The organism is Neobittarella massiliensis (ex Bilen et al. 2018), from assembly GCF_900289145.1.
Taxonomy (GTDB): domain Bacteria; phylum Bacillota; class Clostridia; order Oscillospirales; family Ruminococcaceae; genus Neobittarella; species Neobittarella massiliensis.
In genome coordinates this window covers 92,217-109,099 of the sequence record NZ_OKQO01000005.1, presented here as the reverse complement: position 1 = coordinate 109,099, position 16,883 = coordinate 92,217, and the positions used below count along the sequence as shown (strand labels likewise).

Below are 16,883 nucleotides of genomic sequence, written 5' to 3'. Positions count from 1 at the left end.
GCTGGCGGCGGGAATGTCAAACCGCTGCCGGACATGTAGAGTGTGCGCGGCAGCGGCGGCTGGGGCGGCGGCGAAAGGCGGGCAGTTTGCCGGTGGCGCCGGGGGGAGGAACGCCGGGGGATGGGGCAGCGCGGCGGGCGTGCCTGTACCGGGGATGGAGCCGAGCGGCGCCGGAGGTGCTAAAAGGGATGAAAAAAAGAGCCAATACCGTTTGTGGTATCGGCTCTTGGCTATATGGTGAAAACTAGAGTTCGAGATCGACCTGATAGTCGCCGTCGATGCGGATATAGTCGCAACCGTACCGCTTACAGGCGGCCAGATTGCTCCGGTTTTCGGCCAGCAGCGCCTGCTGGTCGCAGCTGTCGCTCTGCCGCCACTCGATATCGCTGGCGTGGGAGAGGATCTGGCGGTAGTACTGCCGGATATAGTCTTCGCTGAAGAGCAGGCAGCGGTACTGGATGTGGGGCAGATACCAGGCGTCGAAGTCGTCGCGCCAGGTAAAGGGGATGTAGCAGCCCTCGATGACCAGATCCTGCCGGTTCTCGATGGCGGTCTTGGCCATCTCGCGCACGATGGGCCAGAGATAGCCGGTCAGCGCCTCGTCGCTGCTGAGCGGGGTCAGGTCGGTGTGGCCGCTGCGGATGAGCCCCATTTTGAGGTGGTCGATCGAGAGGTAGGGGAACCCGTATTTTTCGAGCAGACGCTGGGCCAGCAGCGTTTTGCCGGTGTGGGTGCCCCCGGCGATAAAAACGACCATGCGATATCTCCTCCTGCACAGATATAGTCCCGGGGCCGGCCGGGGAGTAGTTTAGGCGAGAGCGGCGGCGCTTACTGCTCGCCGTCGCCCGGGCGGCTGTCTGCCGGGGGAGTGGCGGGCAGGTCGCCGGTAAATTCCAGCTCTTCCTTGGGCGGGGTGGCGGCCTCGATCTTTTCGCGCTCGGCCTTTTTGCGGGCCTCGATCTTTTTCATGGTGCGGCGCTGGAAAAACTTGCGCACCGCGTAGACGGCCAAAAAGACCAGTAGAAAATATACCAGCGACTGCCCTACGATGTAAGACGTCTCTGCCAATGCCTGATTGTTCACGTTCTGCCTCCTGAATGGTTGCGTAAGGTGGTAGTAGATAGCCCGGCGGGGACCGGCCACGATATGGACGGCGGCCCGGCCGCGCCGCGACCGGTACCCGCCGGTGTGCAAGAGCACCTAAAAAGGGGTGGCAAACCACACAAGGCGATTATACCACACCCCTTCATGGGTATCAACTTGCCGGGCCGGTCAGTTGTGGGCGGCCGGGTGGATGCGGTGCTCGTACCGGCGGTGCAGCAGCACTAAGCAGAGGACGAGCAGGCCGATGGAGACCGCCAGCGACAGCAGTGCGCTGGTGGTGAAACCGGCCACCAGATAGCCCACGAAACAGCATCCCGCCGCCACGGTGGCGTAGGGCAGCTGGCTGGAGACGTGGTCGATATGGTTGCAGCCGGCGCCGGCCGAGGAGAGGATGGTGGTGTCGGAGATGGGGGAGCAGTGATCGCCGTACACCGCGCCGGCCAGGATGGCGGCGAAGATGATGGGGATGAGCTGGGGCGCCGAGTGGCGCGAGATCTCGACCGAGATGGGGATGAGCATGGCGAAGGTGCCCCAGGAGGTGCCGGTGGCAAAGGCCAGCAGCCCGGCCACGGCAAAGATGACGGCCGGGAAGATCTGCAGCGGGAAGTGAGAGCTGCGCACCAGCTCGCCCACGTATTTGCCGGTCATCAGGTAGTCGCTGCACACGCTGCCGATGGTCCAGGCCAGCACCATGATGGTGATGGCGCTGATCATCGACTTGATGCCGGTGGTGACCCCCTCAAAGAATTTGGAGAAGGTCATCAGCCGGCGGGGGATATACAGCACCAGCGCCACCAGCAGCGCGCCAAAGGCACCGTAGGTGAGCGAGCGGTTGGAGTCGGTGTTGGCAAACGCCTCGAGCAGGCCCACCTTTTGACCGTCTACCGTGCTGCCCAGGCCGCCGGTGATGAGCATGGCGGTGACGGTAAAGACGATGAGCGAGGCGATTGGCAGCAGCAGGTCCCAGATGGTGCCGCGGTCGGAGGCCTCGACCTGGCTGAGCTCGTCGCCGCTCTTGCCGCCCCGGTCGGCGCCGGGGATGACTTTGCCCTCCAGCGCCTCGTCCTCGAATTTGGCCATGGGGCCGAAATCCAGCTTGGTGACAGCCAGCACCACCAGCATGATGACGGTGAGGATGGCGTACATGTTAAAGGGGATGGACTGCAGGAAGGTGGCCATGCCGTTTTGGGTGGCGCCGGTATCGGCCAGCACCGAGATGGCGTAGGCGGCAAAGCTGGAGACCGGCGCGATGGCGCAGATGGGGGCGGCGGTGGCGTCGATGATATAGGCCAGCTTGGCCCGCGATATGAGGTGCTTGTCGGTGATGGGGCGCATGACGGTGCCCACCGTCAGGCAGTTAAAGTAGTCGTCGATAAAGATGAGCACGCCCAGGCCGCTGGTGGCCAGCATGGCCCCGGTGCGGTTTTTTATTTTTTTAGAGGCCCAGTCGCCGTAGGAGCGGGAGCCGCCGGACATGGTGACCACGCACACCAGCGCCCCCAGCAGCGACAAAAAGATGACCATATAGGCGTTGTCGCCCAGCTTGCCGGTGATGATTTCGAACATCTCGGTCATGGCGCTGATGGGGTTGCCGCGGGTGTAGATGAGCAGCCCGGACAGGATGCCCAGAATGAGCGAAGAGATGACCTCTTTGGTCACCAGAGCCAGCACGATGGCGATGAGCGGCGGCACCAGTGACAGTATGCCAAAGTTTTCCATTGTATATCCCCCTACAAAAAAGCGGTAAAATAATAGGGAACAGCGCCGCGGGCGCTGTTCCCACCCACAAAAAACGGCCGCTAAGGCCTTTACTCTATTCCTACACACAAATTTAGCATACCTGTCGCCAAAATACAACAAGATCTGCACATTCTGGGCTGATCTTGGGGACTCTGGCCATGATTTTCCAGCCCATCTGCCCGTTTGGCTTGCTTTTGCCGGCCCTGTATATTAAAATGAACTAGAATATTGAAAGCGCACCGACTGGCTGCCGCGGCCCCTGTTTACAGGGCTTTGCCGGCCTGCGGGGCGCCCCCTGAGGAGGAAGAGCTATGCCCCGCAAGTTTCTCATCACCACCGACTCCACCACCGACTTTGACGCCGGTTACATCAAAGAGCACGATATCCACATGGTCCCGCTGTCGTTTCAGCTGGAAGGTAAGCTGTACCCCGACCTGAATGCCGGCGACGGCGGCGATTACAAGTGGTTTTACGACCAGCTGCGCCACGGGGCGATGCCCACCACCACCCAGGTGAACCCCGGCGACGCCCGCGACTTTTTTGAGCCGCTGATCAAAGAGGGATACGATATCCTGCACCTGGCTTTCTCCTCTGGTCTCAGCGGCACTTACGGCAGTATGGTGGTGGCGGCCGACGACCTGATGGCTGAGTACCCCGACTGTAAGATCGTGGTCATCGACTCGCTGTGCGCCTCGTTGGGGGAGGGGCTTTTGTACCACCACATGCGCCGCCTGCAAGACGAGGGCAAGACGCTGGAGGAGATCGCCGACTGGACGGAAAAAAACAAGCTCAAGGTGTGCCACATCGTGATCGCCGACGACCTGCACCACCTGCAGCGGGGCGGCAGGGTCTCGAAGACCACGGCCATCGTGGGTACGATGCTGGGCATCAAGCCCATCATCCATCTGCTCGATGAGGGCAAGCTCATTCCGGTGGGCAAGACCCGCGGCCGCAAGGCGGGCATCAAGAACCTGTTGGATACGATGGCCGAGAAGTTTGTCCCCGAGGAAAACGACTGTGTATATATCTGCCACGCCGACTGCCTGGACGACGCCCAGGCTATGGCCGCGGAGATCCGCCGCCGCTTTGGTGTAAAGGAGATCTACATCAACTATATCGGCGCGGTCATCGGCAGCCACACCGGTACCGGGACCATGTCTATCTTTTTTATGGGAGATAAGCGCCAGTAGCCCGGCAGCAGGCCGAATGAAAAAAGTGGCAAGAGGCCCGACACTGTGTAAGACAGTGTCGGGCCTCTTGCTTTTTGCTGCCCGTATGGACGGAGAGGTTGCAGCTGCTTTATATATAGGTGTTTTACAATATGTTTATGAGGTTACTTACTATTTACCGACGCCCCAAAAAATAAGATCAGTGCAAAACAGCAGCTGAATAAGCAACTGTTTTGTAACAATTGTGATAATACGCAGAAATTTGTTTATGTATTTATTGGCTACATGCAGATATCTGAAAATAACAGTTATTACAAAAATAGATATAGATACTTTAAAAATTTTTAATTGATTTTATAATCATAGATATAGAGCGGTTGGGTATACAAAACACATATAAATTTTGCAAAGAAGGGGTGTAATGATGAAAAGGATTGTTTTGGCATGTACGGTGCTGTCGATGCTGCTGTCGCTCGCGCTGACCGGTTGCGGGGACGGCAAAGACGGCGGCGGCAGTGAGAGCAAGTGGAACAGTATCGTCTACGTCTGCTCCAACCTGGGGGACAAGTCGTTTTGCGATGTCTCCTGGAAAGGGGTGCAGGATGGAGCCGAGGACAACGATATCGGCACGGTCAAGTGTATCGAATTTGGCCGCGACACCAAATCGAAGATGGAGCCTACCATGGTGGATGCGGCGGACGCCTATGACCTGATCGTCTCCTCGGGCGGGGAGATGCTGGAGATCGTGGAAAAGATCTGGGAGGACTACCCTCAAAAGCGCTTTATCATGTTTGATATCGACCCGCTCTATGAAAATAAGATGACCAACGTGTTCTGCATCAACTTCCGCCAGAATGAGGGGGACTTCCTGGCCGGTGCGCTGGCCGAGAAGATCTCGAAAACGGGAACTATCGGCTATGTGGGCTCGATGGAGGCGGTGGTCATACAGGACTTTATGGTCGGCTACATTGCCGGCGCCGTGTACGCCGACCCCAACGCCAAGGTGGCGGTCTCCTATATCGGCAACTCTCAGGACTCGCCCAAGGCCAAGGAGCTGGCCGGTATCCAGATAAACGTAAATAATGCCGATGTGCTGCACCAGGTAGCCGGTGCGGCCGGGCTGGGGCTCTTTCAGGCCTGCCTGGAAAATGGGAAGAAGTGGGCTATCGGTGTGGACGCCGACCAGCGCAACTATTTTTTAGAGACCGATCCGGAGCTGGCTGATGTGATCTTGACCTCTATGGAGAAGCGGACCAACGTGGCGGTGCGCGAAGCCATCAACAAGACCTATGCGGGCAAACTGGCTTATGGCACGCTGGAAAAGTGGGGCGTGGCTAAGAAAGTGACCGTTTTGGCCGAAAACGACTTTTATAAGGAGCATGTGCCCGCCGAGGTGCAGGCGTATATAGACGACCTGGAAGAGAAGGTGGCGGCGGGGAAGATCGAGATCGACTCCGCTTACGGGATGGATACCGAGACCTATAACGCGCTGCGCAACAGCGTGAAGCCGTGAATGCTTGCGGGAGAGGCGCCGGGGAGAGTGACGTTGTTAAAGACGGCGCTCTGCCCGCAGAGCTATAAAAAGCACAGTCTCATATTATAAAGGACGGCAGAATGTGCGCACGGTAGCCGGCGTTTGTGGCTGTTAGCCGGTGTGATTTGTGCATATATGTAAAGGGACATGCCGGGCCTAGGGCGGAAAATAAACCGTTTTGTGTAAGACGACCGGTGTTAGGCTGCTTTTTTCTATCTTAGACAAGTGGGCTCCCCAGCCATTTTTGCGGATAGTCAATTGCCTGAATTTTTCTGTCAATCCGTCGGAAAAAGCATTTTACATGAAAGAAATACAGCAAAACGTAAAATGGAAACGTTTTTAACACAAAGTGTTATGGTGTAATTGCACAATAAGGATGGCGGCCATTTTTGGAAAACAGAGAAGATAGCCCCCAGCCGTTGACCCGGCGAATGGGCAATGCTAGAATGGGCGCAAATCAAGTCCCCCGTGGGGCTGATAGGGAGGAGAACAACAATGAAAAAACTCATGGCAATGCTGCTGGCCTCGGCCATGCTGTTGTCGGTCGCACTGACCGGCTGCGGCGATGACAAGGACGGCGGCAAAGAAGGCAAGCTGAACAGCATCGTCTACGTGTGTTCGAACCTGGGCGACAAATCATTCTGCGATGTCTCTTGGAAAGGCGTGCAGGAAGGCGCTAAAGTAAACGATATCAGCAAGGTAAAATGTATCGAGTACGGCCAGGACACCAAATCGAAGATGGAGCCCACCATGGTCGACGCGACGGACACCTACGATCTGATCATCGCCTCCGGCGGCGAGATGGTCGAGATCGTCGAAAAATTCTGGGAGGATTACCCGGATAAACGGTTCATCATCTTTGATGTGGACCCCCTGTACGAGAACAAGATGTCCAACGTGTTCTGCATCAACTTCAAGCAGAACGAGGGCGACTTCCTGGCCGGCGCGCTGGCCTCGAAAATGTCTAAGACCGGCACAGTCGGTTATGTAGGCGCCGCAGAAGTGGTGGTTATCCAGGACTTCATGGTCGGCTACATCGAGGGTGCTGTCTACGCTAACCCCAACGCCAAAGTGGCTGTTTCTTACATCGGTAACTGGTCTGACTCCCCGAAAGCCAAAGAGCTGGCCAACGTACAGATCACCGTCAACAACGCAGACGTTCTGCACCAGGTAGCCGGCGGCGCCGGTCTGGGCCTGTTCCAGGCTTGCTTGGAAAACGGCAAGAAGTGGGCCATCGGCGTGGATGCCGATCAGCGCGACTTCTTCCTTGAGACCGATCCGGAGCTGGCTGACGTGATCCTGACCTCTATGGAGAAACGGGTAAACGTCGCTCTGCTGGAGGCCATCAACAAGACTTATTCGGGCGAGCTGTCCTACGGCACGCTGGAAAAATGGGGCGTTGGCAAACAGGTAACTGTGCTGGCCGAGAACGACTTCTATAAAGAGAACGTTCCCGCCGACGTACAGAGCTACATCGACGATCTGGAGACCAAGATCACCAACGAAGAGATCGAGATCAGCTCGGCTTACGGCATGAGCACCGAGACCTACAACGCGCTGCGCGACAAGGTAAAACCGTAACGAACGGATCTTCCCTTTAAAAACAGCTTTTGATAAAGAGGACCGAGCGATAAAGGCTCGGCCCTCTTTTTTGCTGTGCAGGCCGAGCGCCGGTACTTTATAACGGTGCTGGTGTGACATATGATGGGGTACATGATGGGGAAAAGCGATTTGTGGCCCACGATAAATGCGCACATGCTGCAAAATATGTTGAAAAGAGGGCCTGACAGGTGTATGGACACAAGAGTGTACGAAAAAAGAATAGGTATACAGTGCGGTTTTAGTGATTAGAACAACAAGATCACAAAAAGCAATTTGCAACATACACAAAAAACGAATAACCTGTTAATGCGATATGTTGAATATGTCTTTTTTGTGTTGACGGCTTGAAAACGGCGATGGTATAATCCATTTATCAAATTTGCCAATCCTGGCATTTTAGGAGAGAAGGAGAATACCAATGAAAAAACTCATGGCAATGCTGCTTGCCTCGTCTATGCTGTTGTCAGTTGCGCTGACCGGCTGCGGCGACGACAAAGACGGCGGCGACGGCAAAGACGGCAAGTACAACAGTGTCGCGTATGTCTGCGGCAACATCGGTGACAAATCTTTCTGCGACGTATCCTGGAAAGGCGTGCAAGAAGGCGCCGAAGACAACAACATCAAATCGAAAGTCATCGAGTATGGCGCCGACACCAAATCGAAGATGGAGCCTACCCTGAACGACGCTGCCGACACCTACGACATCGTAGTTGCCTCCGGCGGTGAGATGGCTGAGATCCTGGAGAAATTCTGGGAGGATTACCCGAATAAACGGTTCATCCTGTTTGATATTGACCCCGATTACGACAACAAGATGTCCAACGCTTTCTGCATCAACTTCAAGCAGAACGAGGGCGACTTCCTGGCCGGCGCGCTGGCTCAGAAGATGTCTAAGACCGGGACCATCGGCTTTGTCGGCGGCGGCGAGGTCGTTGTTATCCAGGACTTCCTGGTAGGTTACATCCAGGGTTCCAAATACGCCAATGAGTCTGGTAAAGTGGCGATCGCTTTCATCGGTAACTGGACTGACTCGGCGAAAGCCAAAGAGTTGTCTGGCGTACAGATCAACACCAGCAACGCCGACGTGCTGCATCAGGTGGCTGGTTCTGCCGGTCTGGGCCTGTTCCAGGCTTGCCAGGAGAACGGCAAAAAATGGGCTATCGGTGTTGACGCCGACCAGCGCGATTACTTCCTCGAGACCGATCCGGATCTGGCTGACGTTATCCTGACTTCCATGGAGAAAAAGTGTGACGTTGCTATCCGTGACGCTATCAACAAGACCTTTAAAGGTGAAGCCGAGTACGGCACCTTGGTAAAATGGGGCGTTGCTGAGGGCGTAACCGTTCTGTCGGAGAACGACTTCTACAAAGAGAACGTTCCCGCTGACGTACAGTCTTACATCGATGATGTCGAGGCGAAGATCACCGCTGGTGAGATCAAGATCGACACCATGTATGGTATGGCTACCGACGTGTACAACGCTCTGCGTGACGGCGTTAAAGCCTAAGCTTTTAGTAAAGTACTTACAAGCGAGCTATTCATTAAAGAGAGCGGACTTTATGTCCGCTCTCTTTTTACGCTCATTTAAGACGGGCATGACTTGCATAGGGCTGTACTGGGTCTCATTAGAAAGAACTGCTATAAAAAAGAGATAGAATAGAGGGCGATATAAAAATCAAATTCGTAAATACTTGCTATGGTGTATAAAATTATTTAGCTATATACACAAAAAAGAAAATAAATTTTGTGCAATAAAAAATGAGGGTGACAAAAATAACATACAAAGTGCACGAGAATATAGAGCTGGGTTACAGCAAAATGTTAAATCTCGGGACAAGCAGTTGACGGCAAATTTACGCAAGTGCTATAATCCAGTTGTTGATTTTGCCAATCCTGGCAATCTTGAAAAGAGAAGGAGAAAACACACATGAAAAAACTCATGGCAATGTTGCTCGCTTCTGCCATGCTGCTGTCGGTCGCACTGACCGGCTGCGGTGATGACAAAGACAGCGGCGACGGCAAAGACGGTAAGTACAACAGTGTCGCATTCGTTTGCGGCAACATCGGCGACAAGTCCTTCAACGATGTATCCTGGAAAGGTGTACAGGAAGGCGCCGAGGAGAACAACATCAAATCGAAAGTCATCGAGTACGGCGCCGATACCAAATCGAAGATGGAGCCTACCCTGAACGACGCTGCCGATACCTACGACATCGTAGTTGCCTCCGGCGGTGAGATGGCCGAGATCCTGGAGAAATTCTGGGAGGATTACCCGAACAAACGGTTCATCCTGTTTGATATCGACCCCGATTACGACAACAAGATGTCCAACGCTTTCTGCATCAACTTCAAGCAGAACGAGGGCGACTTCCTGGCCGGCGCGCTGGCTCAGAAGATGTCTAAGACCGGGACCATCGGCTTTGTCGGCGGCGGCGAGGTCGTTGTTATCCAGGACTTCCTGGTAGGTTACATCCAGGGTTCCAAATACGCCAATGAGTCTGGTAAAGTGGCGATCGCTTTCATCGGTAACTGGACTGACTCGGCGAAAGCCAAAGAGTTGTCTGGCGTACAGATCAACACCAGCAACGCCGACGTGCTGCATCAGGTGGCTGGTTCTGCCGGTCTGGGCCTGTTCCAGGCTTGCCAGGAGAACGGCAAAAAATGGGCTATCGGTGTTGACGCCGACCAGCGCGATTACTTCCTCGAGACCGATCCGGATCTGGCTGACGTTATCCTGACTTCCATGGAGAAAAAGTGTGACGTTGCTATCCGTGACGCTATCAACAAGACCTTTAAAGGTGAAGCCGAGTACGGCACCTTGGTAAAATGGGGCGTTGCTGAGGGCGTAACCGTTCTGTCGGAGAACGACTTCTACAAAGAGAACGTTCCCGCTGACGTACAGTCTTACATCGATGATGTCGAGGCGAAGATCACCGCTGGTGAGATCAAGATCGACACCATGTATGGTATGGCTACCGACGTGTACAACGCTCTGCGTGACGGCGTTAAAGCCTAAGCTTTTAGTAAAGTACTTACAAGCGAGCTATTCATTAAAGAGAGCGGACTTTATGTCCGCTCTCTTTTTACGCTCATTTAAGACGGGCATGACTTGCATAGGGCTGTACTGGGTCTCATTAGAAAGAACTGCTATAAAAAAGAGATAGAATAGAGGGCGATATAAAAATCAAATTCGTAAATACTTGCTATGGTGTATAAAATTATTTAGCTATATACACAAAAAAGAAAATAAATTTTGTGCAATAAAAAATGAGGGTGACAAAAATAACATACAAAGTGCACGAGAATATAGAGCTGGGTTACAGCAAAATGTTAAATCTCGGGACAAGCAGTTGACGGCAAATTTACGCAAGTGCTATAATCCAGTTGTTGATTTTGCCAATCCTGGCAATCTTGAAAAGAGAAGGAGAAAACACACATGAAAAAACTCATGGCAATGTTGCTCGCTTCTGCCATGCTGCTGTCGGTCGCACTGACCGGCTGCGGTGATGACAAAGACAGCGGCGACGGCAAAGACGGTAAGTACAACAGTGTCGCATTCGTTTGCGGCAACATCGGCGACAAGTCCTTCAACGATGTATCCTGGAAAGGTGTACAGGAAGGCGCCGAGGAGAACAACATCAAATCGAAAGTCATCGAGTACGGCGCCGATACCAAATCGAAGATGGAGCCTACCCTGAACGACGCTGCCGATACCTACGACATCGTAGTTGCCTCCGGCGGTGAGATGGCCGAGATCCTGGAGAAATTCTGGGAGGATTACCCGAACAAACGGTTCATCCTGTTTGATATCGACCCCGATTACGACAACAAGATGTCCAACGCTTTCTGCATCAACTTCAAGCAGAACGAGGGCGACTTCCTGGCCGGCGCGCTGGCTCAGAAGATGTCTAAGACCGGGACCATCGGCTTTGTCGGCGGCGGCGAGGTCGTTGTTATCCAGGACTTCCTGGTAGGTTACATCCAGGGTTCCAAGTACGCTAACGAGTCTGGTAAAGTGGCGATCGCTTTCATCGGTAACTGGACTGACTCGGCAAAAGCCAAAGAGCTGTCTGGCGTACAGATCAACACCAGCAACGCCGACGTGCTGCATCAGGTGGCTGGTTCTGCCGGTCTGGGCCTGTTCCAGGCTTGCCAGGAGAACGGCAAGAAATGGGCTATCGGTGTTGACGCCGATCAGCGCGATTACTTCCTCGAGACCGATCCGGATCTGGCTGACGTTATCCTGACTTCCATGGAGAAGAAATGTGACGTTGCTATCAAATCCGCTATCAACAAAACTTTCTCTGGCGAGCTGGCTTACGGCACCCTGGAGAAATGGGGCGTTGCTGAGGGCGTAACCGTTCTGTCGGAGAACGACTTCTACAAAGAGAACGTTCCCGCTGACGTACAGACCTACATGGACGATGTCGAGGCGAAGATCACCGCTGGTGAGATCAAGATCGACACTATGTATGGTATGGCTACCGACGTGTACAACGCTCTGCGTGACGGCGTTAAAGCCTAATTTGCTAAACTAAATAAAAAAGGCAGACCTTCTGGGTCTGCCTTTTTTATGTTTTAGGGTGGGTAACTCTTTTTTGTACAGGTGTATTATTTACCGATAAAATACGATATATTGTTATAAGATCGCGTGTTTTCGAAATTTTACACCGATACATCAGAGGATATCAGCTGCTTTTCTATGTGCAAAACTGAGAAATATCTTTCTGATATTTGTGTTAAATAAATAATAGCCGATACCTGATTGACCGATGTAGGAGGGGACTTTTCCGCAGAACGCATGCAGAACGTATATCAAATAGATCGGTAGGGGCATGTTTCCTGTGTGGATGGAGTCAGAAACGGCAGAGAGATAAAACGAACATAGATTAGTTGGGAGATGGGGGATAAGGCAACAGGACGTAACAACAGTTTAAATGATGAAAAACACACCCCTTTTTCGCTTTTAAGTCACGAGATGATTTCCTCCTCTAATTTATGAATATATGGAGAACGATATATGGCCATTAAAAGACACAATTTTGGTTAGGGAAAGTAAAGATAAAGGGAGAAAGATGGGGGTCATGTGCTTTTGGATAAACTGGTGTATAAAAAAGTCTGTATTGTATAAAAGGTGAGCTTTTGCGACTTGAAAAGACCAGTGGAAGAGTTTACTGCTGTAAAAATATAAATATAAAGGTAAAAGTAAGTGGCTTTTTAGGGCTGTATTACCAAATCTATTAATTTGCAATTGATAAATACAGGAAATGACAGAGAAGAGAATGAGTAGCTGTTAAATAATGACGGGGGAGCTCAGAATAGGGATCTTGTGGTATCAGATCCAAAAAGAGATATGTGTGGGTGGGAAACAAAAGTGTAGTGGATAATCTTTCCTATATAAATAGAGGGAACCGGCAAAGCAGCAGTTATTTGAGATGAGAGCACAAGGCGATCTGGCGAAGCAGGTATGCGTAGATGCGCAGAGAAAGTACTGGAAAAGAAGGGTTTACTTGGAAATGAGCAAGTATACCGTATATGGGGAGACTGCCTGCCGGGCGCTTTTTATACGGGGCCACGGCTGCCAATGGTACCAAAGGAGCGGGAACTGGTTTAGCCAAAAATACGAATTGTATAGAAAAGACTGCTTACCCACTATATCCCCCAAATAGGCCGCTTTGGGCAATATGCCGATGAGTCCGGCAAAAAACGACATGAAAATGGCCTTTTTGGCAGGTAAAATTCGGTTTTCTATTTAGCATATACTCAAAAAGTTGTCAGGTTGCATAAAAACCCAAAGTGCGATATGAGCAATAGGTAGGACTTCTTCATTTTCTGTTTACATTTAGTATGGAGTTAGGTAAAATTTATGGTAGTGAAATTGGTATCGGTTCGTCGCACGTCGTTATAGTGTGGCAACATGGTTTCTCTCGGTACTGATTTTTAGATCTTTTAACGGGGTCTAAAGCATCACAAAATTATGCTGAAGGCAGCTGCCTTTTTTAAGTTGGCTGCACAACAGTAAAGTACGAGGTGATTGTATGCCAGAAGAAATTCTACTAATGGATAACATTACGAAGGTGTACGCCAACGGCTTCGTGGCGAACAAAGACGTAACATTATCCGTTCGTAAGGGCGAGATACACGCGCTGTGCGGCGAAAACGGCGCGGGTAAATCTACCCTTATGAAGGTTCTCTTCGGTCACGAGAGCGCTGAAGAGGGCAGGATCGTTCTGCGGGGTGAGGAAGTAAAATTCGCAAACTCCATCGAGGCGATCAAACACGGCATCGGCATGGTTTGGCAGCACTTTATGCTCTGCCCCTCCCTGACCGTTGCGGAAAACTTGGTACTGGGCATGGAGCCTTCTAAGGGCGGCAAGTTCGGTCCCATGAACATCAACAAGGCCATCCAGATGGCCGAGGAAGTATCGAAAAAATACAACCTCATCGTTGATCCCAGAGCAAAAGTGGAAGACCTGCCGGTCGGCCAGAAACAGAAGGTCGAGATCCTGAAAGCACTGCTGCGCGGCGCTGAGATCCTGATCCTCGACGAGCCCACCGCTGTTTTGACTCCGCAGGAGACAGAAGAGCTGTTCGTTGAGCTGAAGAACCTCAAAGAGATGGGTCACACCATCATCTTTATCTCTCACCATCTGGATGAGGTCAAGTCCCTGTGCGATCGGTTTACCGTTCTGCGCCTGGGCAAATCTGTCGGCGGCGGCGAGATCAAAGACGTGACCGTACAGGATATCTCCAGAATGATGGTCGGTCGTGACGTTATGCTGAAGATCGACAAGACGCCGGCTCAGCCCAAAGAAGTCGTGCTGAAGATCCGTGATCTGAAGTACAACAACGATGAGGGCCGTCCTATCGTCAAGCAGTTCTCGGCCAGCATTCGCCGCGGTGAGATCGTCGGTATTGCCGGCGTTGAGGGCAACGGCCAGCGCGAGATCTCGGAGATCGTTACCGGCCTGATCCCCCACAGAAATGGTGATATCACCGTTTGCGGCACTGACATCCGTGGTATGAGCGTGCGGCAGATCCGTGAGCTGGGCGTGTCCCACATCTCTGAGGACCGCATGACCTACGGCTGCTCGGAGAACTCCTCGGTGAAAGAGAACATCATCTCTGACAGATATTACAAAAAAGAGAACAATAAGGGCATCTTCCTCAACAACAAGAAACTGGATGCCGATGTTGATCAGAACATCAAGGATTTCCTGGTAAAATGTGATGACAGAACGCAGCCGGTCAGAATGCTGTCTGGTGGTAACATGCAGAAAGTCGTTGTGGCCAGAGAGTTCTCTAGTCATCCCAACCTGGTAATTGCCAACCAGCCCACCCGCGGTATCGACGTTGGCGCCACCGAGTTCATCAGAAGAAAACTCGTCGAGCTGCGTGATGAGGGTGCTGCTGTGCTGCTGATCACCGCTGACCTCAACGAGGCGCTGGAGCTCAGTGATAGCTTGATCGTCATGTACGAGGGCGAGATCGTCGCATACTTCGAGGACGCCTCTCAGGTGACCGATTTTGTGCTCGGCGAGTACATGCTGGGCATCAAGAGAATGTCCGACGAGGAAATCGGGAGGGTAGCATATGAGTAGCAAAACTATTGAAAAACGCTTCGATGCTATGAAGACCGCCATTGCTATCTTGATTTCGCTGGTGCTGTCTTTTGCTCTGGTAGCCATCGTGAGCGATGATCCTGCAGAGGCTCTGCAGACATTCGCACTTGGTCCTCTGAGTAACCTGCGCCGTATGGGCAACGTTATCGAGCTGACCATTCCTCTGACTTTTGCTGGTGTCGCCGTTTCTATCATGTACTCGGCCAACCAGTTCAGCATGATCACCCAGTCCACCATTTATGCTGGCGCCTGTATCGGTTCGTGGTTCGCGATCTATGTGACCCTGCCCAAAGGCCTGCATTCGGCGTTCGTCATTTTAATGGCTGGTATCGTCGGTATGGTCCTGGCGGCTATCCCCGCCATCATGAAGGTGAAATGGCAGGCATCTGAGGTCGTTTCCTCGATCATGATAAACTACATCATCATGCAGTTTACCTTGTGGTTCCTGCTCAACGTTTACAAAGATCCTACTGCAGGCTTCAACTGCTCTTACAAATTTAAAGAGAGCGCTCGCCTGACCAAGATCGTTACCGGTACTCGTATCCATACTGGTCTGTTTGTGTGTATCGCCGCTGTCATCTTCGGCTACATCTTCCTGTACAAGACCAAATGGGGCTACGCTATTCGTGTAGTTGGCCAGAACCAGGAGTTCGCCCGTTACTCTGGTATCGCTGTTGCTTCCGTTATGATCTACTCTCAGGTCATCGGTGGTCTGATCGGCGGTATCGGCGGTGGTGTCGAGATCATGGGTCTGTTCCAGCGCTACACCTGGGAGGCTCCTCCGTCCTACGGCAATGACGGCCTGATGGTCGGTATCCTGGCGAAGTACAATCCTCTGTTCGTTCCGTTTGCCGCGCTGTTCCTGGCTTACATAAGAACTGGCGCTGACATCATGTCTCGTATCACTGACGTTCCCGTTGAGTTCGTAAACATTCTGCAAGGTGTTGTCATCATGCTGGTCGCAGCTGAGATGTTCCTGGCCAAATGGAAACATAAACTCATCGTTAAGAACGCACAGAAACAAGAAATTGCAAAGGAGGCTGCGAAATAAATGGAAAGAGTTTTTTCTGCAATCTTTAGCACATCCTTCTTTGTATCTACCCTGAAGCTGACCACCCCTATTCTGCTGGCTGCCTTGGGCGCTATCTTTACCGATAGAGCCGGCGTTTTGAACCTGAACTTGGAAGGTGTTATGCTGGCGGCTGCTCTCGGTGGTGTTCTGGGTTCTGCCTGGACCGGCAGTGTGTTTGTCGGTATCCTGTCGGCTATCCTGATCGGTATGATCATTGCCGCTGTACTGGCTTATGTCGGTATCTACCTGAAATCTAACCTGGTTCTGGCCGGTACTGCTTTGAACTTGTTCGTAACTGGTGCTACCATTTTCGTACTGTTCATCGTCACCGGTGAGAAAGGTACCTCCACTGCTCTGAAGAGCGGCAAGATCCCCAAACTGAACATCCCCTTTATCAAGGATATTCCGGTTGTGGGCAAACTGCTCTCCGGCCACAGTGTAATGACCTACTTCGCTTTCCTGTGCGTATTCATCGCCTCGTATCTGATCTACAGAACTGCGATCGGCCTGCGTATCCGCGCTGTCGGCGAGAACCCCGACGCTGCTGAGTCTGTGGGTATCAACGTAAAGACCATCAAGACTGCTTCGCTGCTGATCTGTGGTTTCTTCGCTGCTCTGGGTGGCTCGTTCCTGTCGATGTACTACGTATCCTGGTTCCAGAGAGATATGACTGCTGGTCGTGGCTTTATCGCTCTGGCAGCTATGAACCTCGGTAACTCGACTCCTGTTGGTACAATGCTGGCAGCTCTGCTCTTCGGTGCTTCCGAGCAGTTGGGCAACGTGCTGCAGGTTATGAAAGTTCCCCCTCAGATCGTGCTGATGATCCCCTACTTTGTGACTCTGGTCGGCCTGGTGCTGTATGCCATCCGTCGTGAGTCCAAGATCAAAAAACTGAAAGCTAACAACTAGTTTTCTGGCATACGGCAAAAGGATAGCCTGTGGGCTATCCTTTTGTTTTGACCGGAAAAATTGCAGGTCTTGATGGAGGGAGCGTGAAAAATACCTTGCCTGATCAAAGTGATCTGTAGCAGTTGAGGCAG

Annotated in this window: 12 protein-coding genes; 9 read left to right on the top strand and 3 right to left on the bottom strand. The window is 52.4% G+C overall.

Annotated features, from left to right (window positions below; translation table 11 throughout):
* Window positions 1–244 precede the first annotated feature (244 nt).
* From C6Y32_RS08015 to C6Y32_RS08005, 3 genes are all read right to left on the bottom strand, one after another.
* Entirely contained in the window at window positions 245–757 is a 513-nt protein-coding gene (locus C6Y32_RS08015) for a P-loop nucleotide/nucleoside kinase family protein (RefSeq protein WP_105204789.1), read from the bottom strand.
* Between the two features lie 71 nt (window positions 758–828).
* Window positions 829–1,083 carry a hypothetical protein gene (locus C6Y32_RS08010; protein WP_105204788.1) on the bottom strand — a complete coding sequence of 85 codons (255 nt, stop codon included), beginning with the start codon at window positions 1,081–1,083 and terminating at the stop codon, window positions 829–831.
* Window positions 1,084–1,272: 189 nt separating this feature from the next.
* Entirely contained in the window at window positions 1,273–2,823 is a 1,551-nt protein-coding gene (locus C6Y32_RS08005) for a Na+/H+ antiporter NhaC family protein (protein WP_105204787.1), read from the bottom strand.
* A 332-nt stretch (window positions 2,824–3,155) separates the two neighbouring features.
* Here C6Y32_RS08005 and C6Y32_RS08000 point away from each other — a divergent pair, with 332 nt between their 5' ends.
* The 9 genes from C6Y32_RS08000 (at window position 3,156) to C6Y32_RS07955 (ending at window position 16,752) form a co-directional block, all read left to right on the top strand.
* A complete protein-coding gene (locus tag C6Y32_RS08000) occupies window positions 3,156–4,034 on the top strand; it encodes a DegV family protein (protein ID WP_105204786.1) in 879 nt (292 codons plus the stop codon).
* Between the two features lie 400 nt (window positions 4,035–4,434).
* Window positions 4,435–5,526, top strand: a complete 1,092-nt coding sequence (locus C6Y32_RS07995) for a BMP family lipoprotein (protein WP_105204785.1) — start codon at window positions 4,435–4,437, stop codon at window positions 5,524–5,526.
* A gap of 516 nt (window positions 5,527–6,042) precedes the next feature.
* The gene (locus C6Y32_RS07990; RefSeq protein ID WP_164998186.1) at window positions 6,043–7,128 is read left to right on the top strand and encodes a BMP family lipoprotein; all 1,086 of its coding nucleotides are present in this window, start codon (window positions 6,043–6,045) and stop codon (window positions 7,126–7,128) included.
* 439 nt (window positions 7,129–7,567) lie between these two features.
* Window positions 7,568–8,656: a BMP family lipoprotein gene (locus C6Y32_RS07985; protein ID WP_105204783.1), complete on the top strand. Its 1,089-nt coding sequence runs from the start codon at window positions 7,568–7,570 to the stop codon at window positions 8,654–8,656.
* Window positions 8,657–9,076: 420 nt separating this feature from the next.
* Window positions 9,077–10,165, top strand: a complete 1,089-nt coding sequence (locus tag C6Y32_RS07980) for a BMP family lipoprotein (RefSeq protein WP_105204782.1) — start codon at window positions 9,077–9,079, stop codon at window positions 10,163–10,165.
* A 420-nt stretch (window positions 10,166–10,585) separates the two neighbouring features.
* Window positions 10,586–11,674 carry a BMP family lipoprotein gene (locus C6Y32_RS07975; RefSeq protein WP_105204781.1) on the top strand — a complete coding sequence of 363 codons (1,089 nt, stop codon included), beginning with the start codon at window positions 10,586–10,588 and terminating at the stop codon, window positions 11,672–11,674.
* Window positions 11,675–13,208: 1,534 nt separating this feature from the next.
* A complete protein-coding gene (locus tag C6Y32_RS07965; protein ID WP_341480832.1) occupies window positions 13,209–14,750 on the top strand; it encodes an ABC transporter ATP-binding protein in 1,542 nt (513 codons plus the stop codon).
* Entirely contained in the window at window positions 14,743–15,822 is a 1,080-nt protein-coding gene (locus tag C6Y32_RS07960) for an ABC transporter permease (RefSeq protein WP_105204778.1), read from the top strand. The genes C6Y32_RS07965 and C6Y32_RS07960 overlap by 8 nt, the downstream gene beginning before the upstream one ends.
* Complete coding sequence (locus C6Y32_RS07955; protein WP_105204777.1) at window positions 15,823–16,752, top strand: ABC transporter permease; 930 nt, start codon at window positions 15,823–15,825, stop codon at window positions 16,750–16,752.
* The last annotated feature ends 131 nt before the right edge of the window (window positions 16,753–16,883 follow it).

Bases quoted from the DNA above. Each gene is read 5' to 3' on its own strand.
- C6Y32_RS08015 (WP_105204789.1), bottom strand. From the start codon at position 757: ATGGTCGTTTTTATCGCCGGGGGCACCCACACCGGCAAAACGCTGCTG.
- C6Y32_RS08005 (WP_105204787.1), bottom strand. From the start codon at position 2,823: ATGGAAAACTTTGGCATACTGTCACTGGTGCCGCCGCTCATCGCCATC.
- C6Y32_RS08000 (WP_105204786.1), top strand. From the start codon at position 3,156: ATGCCCCGCAAGTTTCTCATCACCACCGACTCCACCACCGACTTTGAC.
- C6Y32_RS07995 (WP_105204785.1), top strand. From the start codon at position 4,435: ATGATGAAAAGGATTGTTTTGGCATGTACGGTGCTGTCGATGCTGCTG.
- C6Y32_RS07990 (WP_164998186.1), top strand. From the start codon at position 6,043: ATGAAAAAACTCATGGCAATGCTGCTGGCCTCGGCCATGCTGTTGTCG.
- C6Y32_RS07985 (WP_105204783.1), top strand. From the start codon at position 7,568: ATGAAAAAACTCATGGCAATGCTGCTTGCCTCGTCTATGCTGTTGTCA.
- C6Y32_RS07980 (WP_105204782.1), top strand. From the start codon at position 9,077: ATGAAAAAACTCATGGCAATGTTGCTCGCTTCTGCCATGCTGCTGTCG.
- C6Y32_RS07975 (WP_105204781.1), top strand. From the start codon at position 10,586: ATGAAAAAACTCATGGCAATGTTGCTCGCTTCTGCCATGCTGCTGTCG.
- C6Y32_RS07965 (WP_341480832.1), top strand. From the start codon at position 13,209: ATGGATAACATTACGAAGGTGTACGCCAACGGCTTCGTGGCGAACAAA.
- C6Y32_RS07960 (WP_105204778.1), top strand. From the start codon at position 14,743: ATGAGTAGCAAAACTATTGAAAAACGCTTCGATGCTATGAAGACCGCC.
- C6Y32_RS07955 (WP_105204777.1), top strand. From the start codon at position 15,823: ATGGAAAGAGTTTTTTCTGCAATCTTTAGCACATCCTTCTTTGTATCT.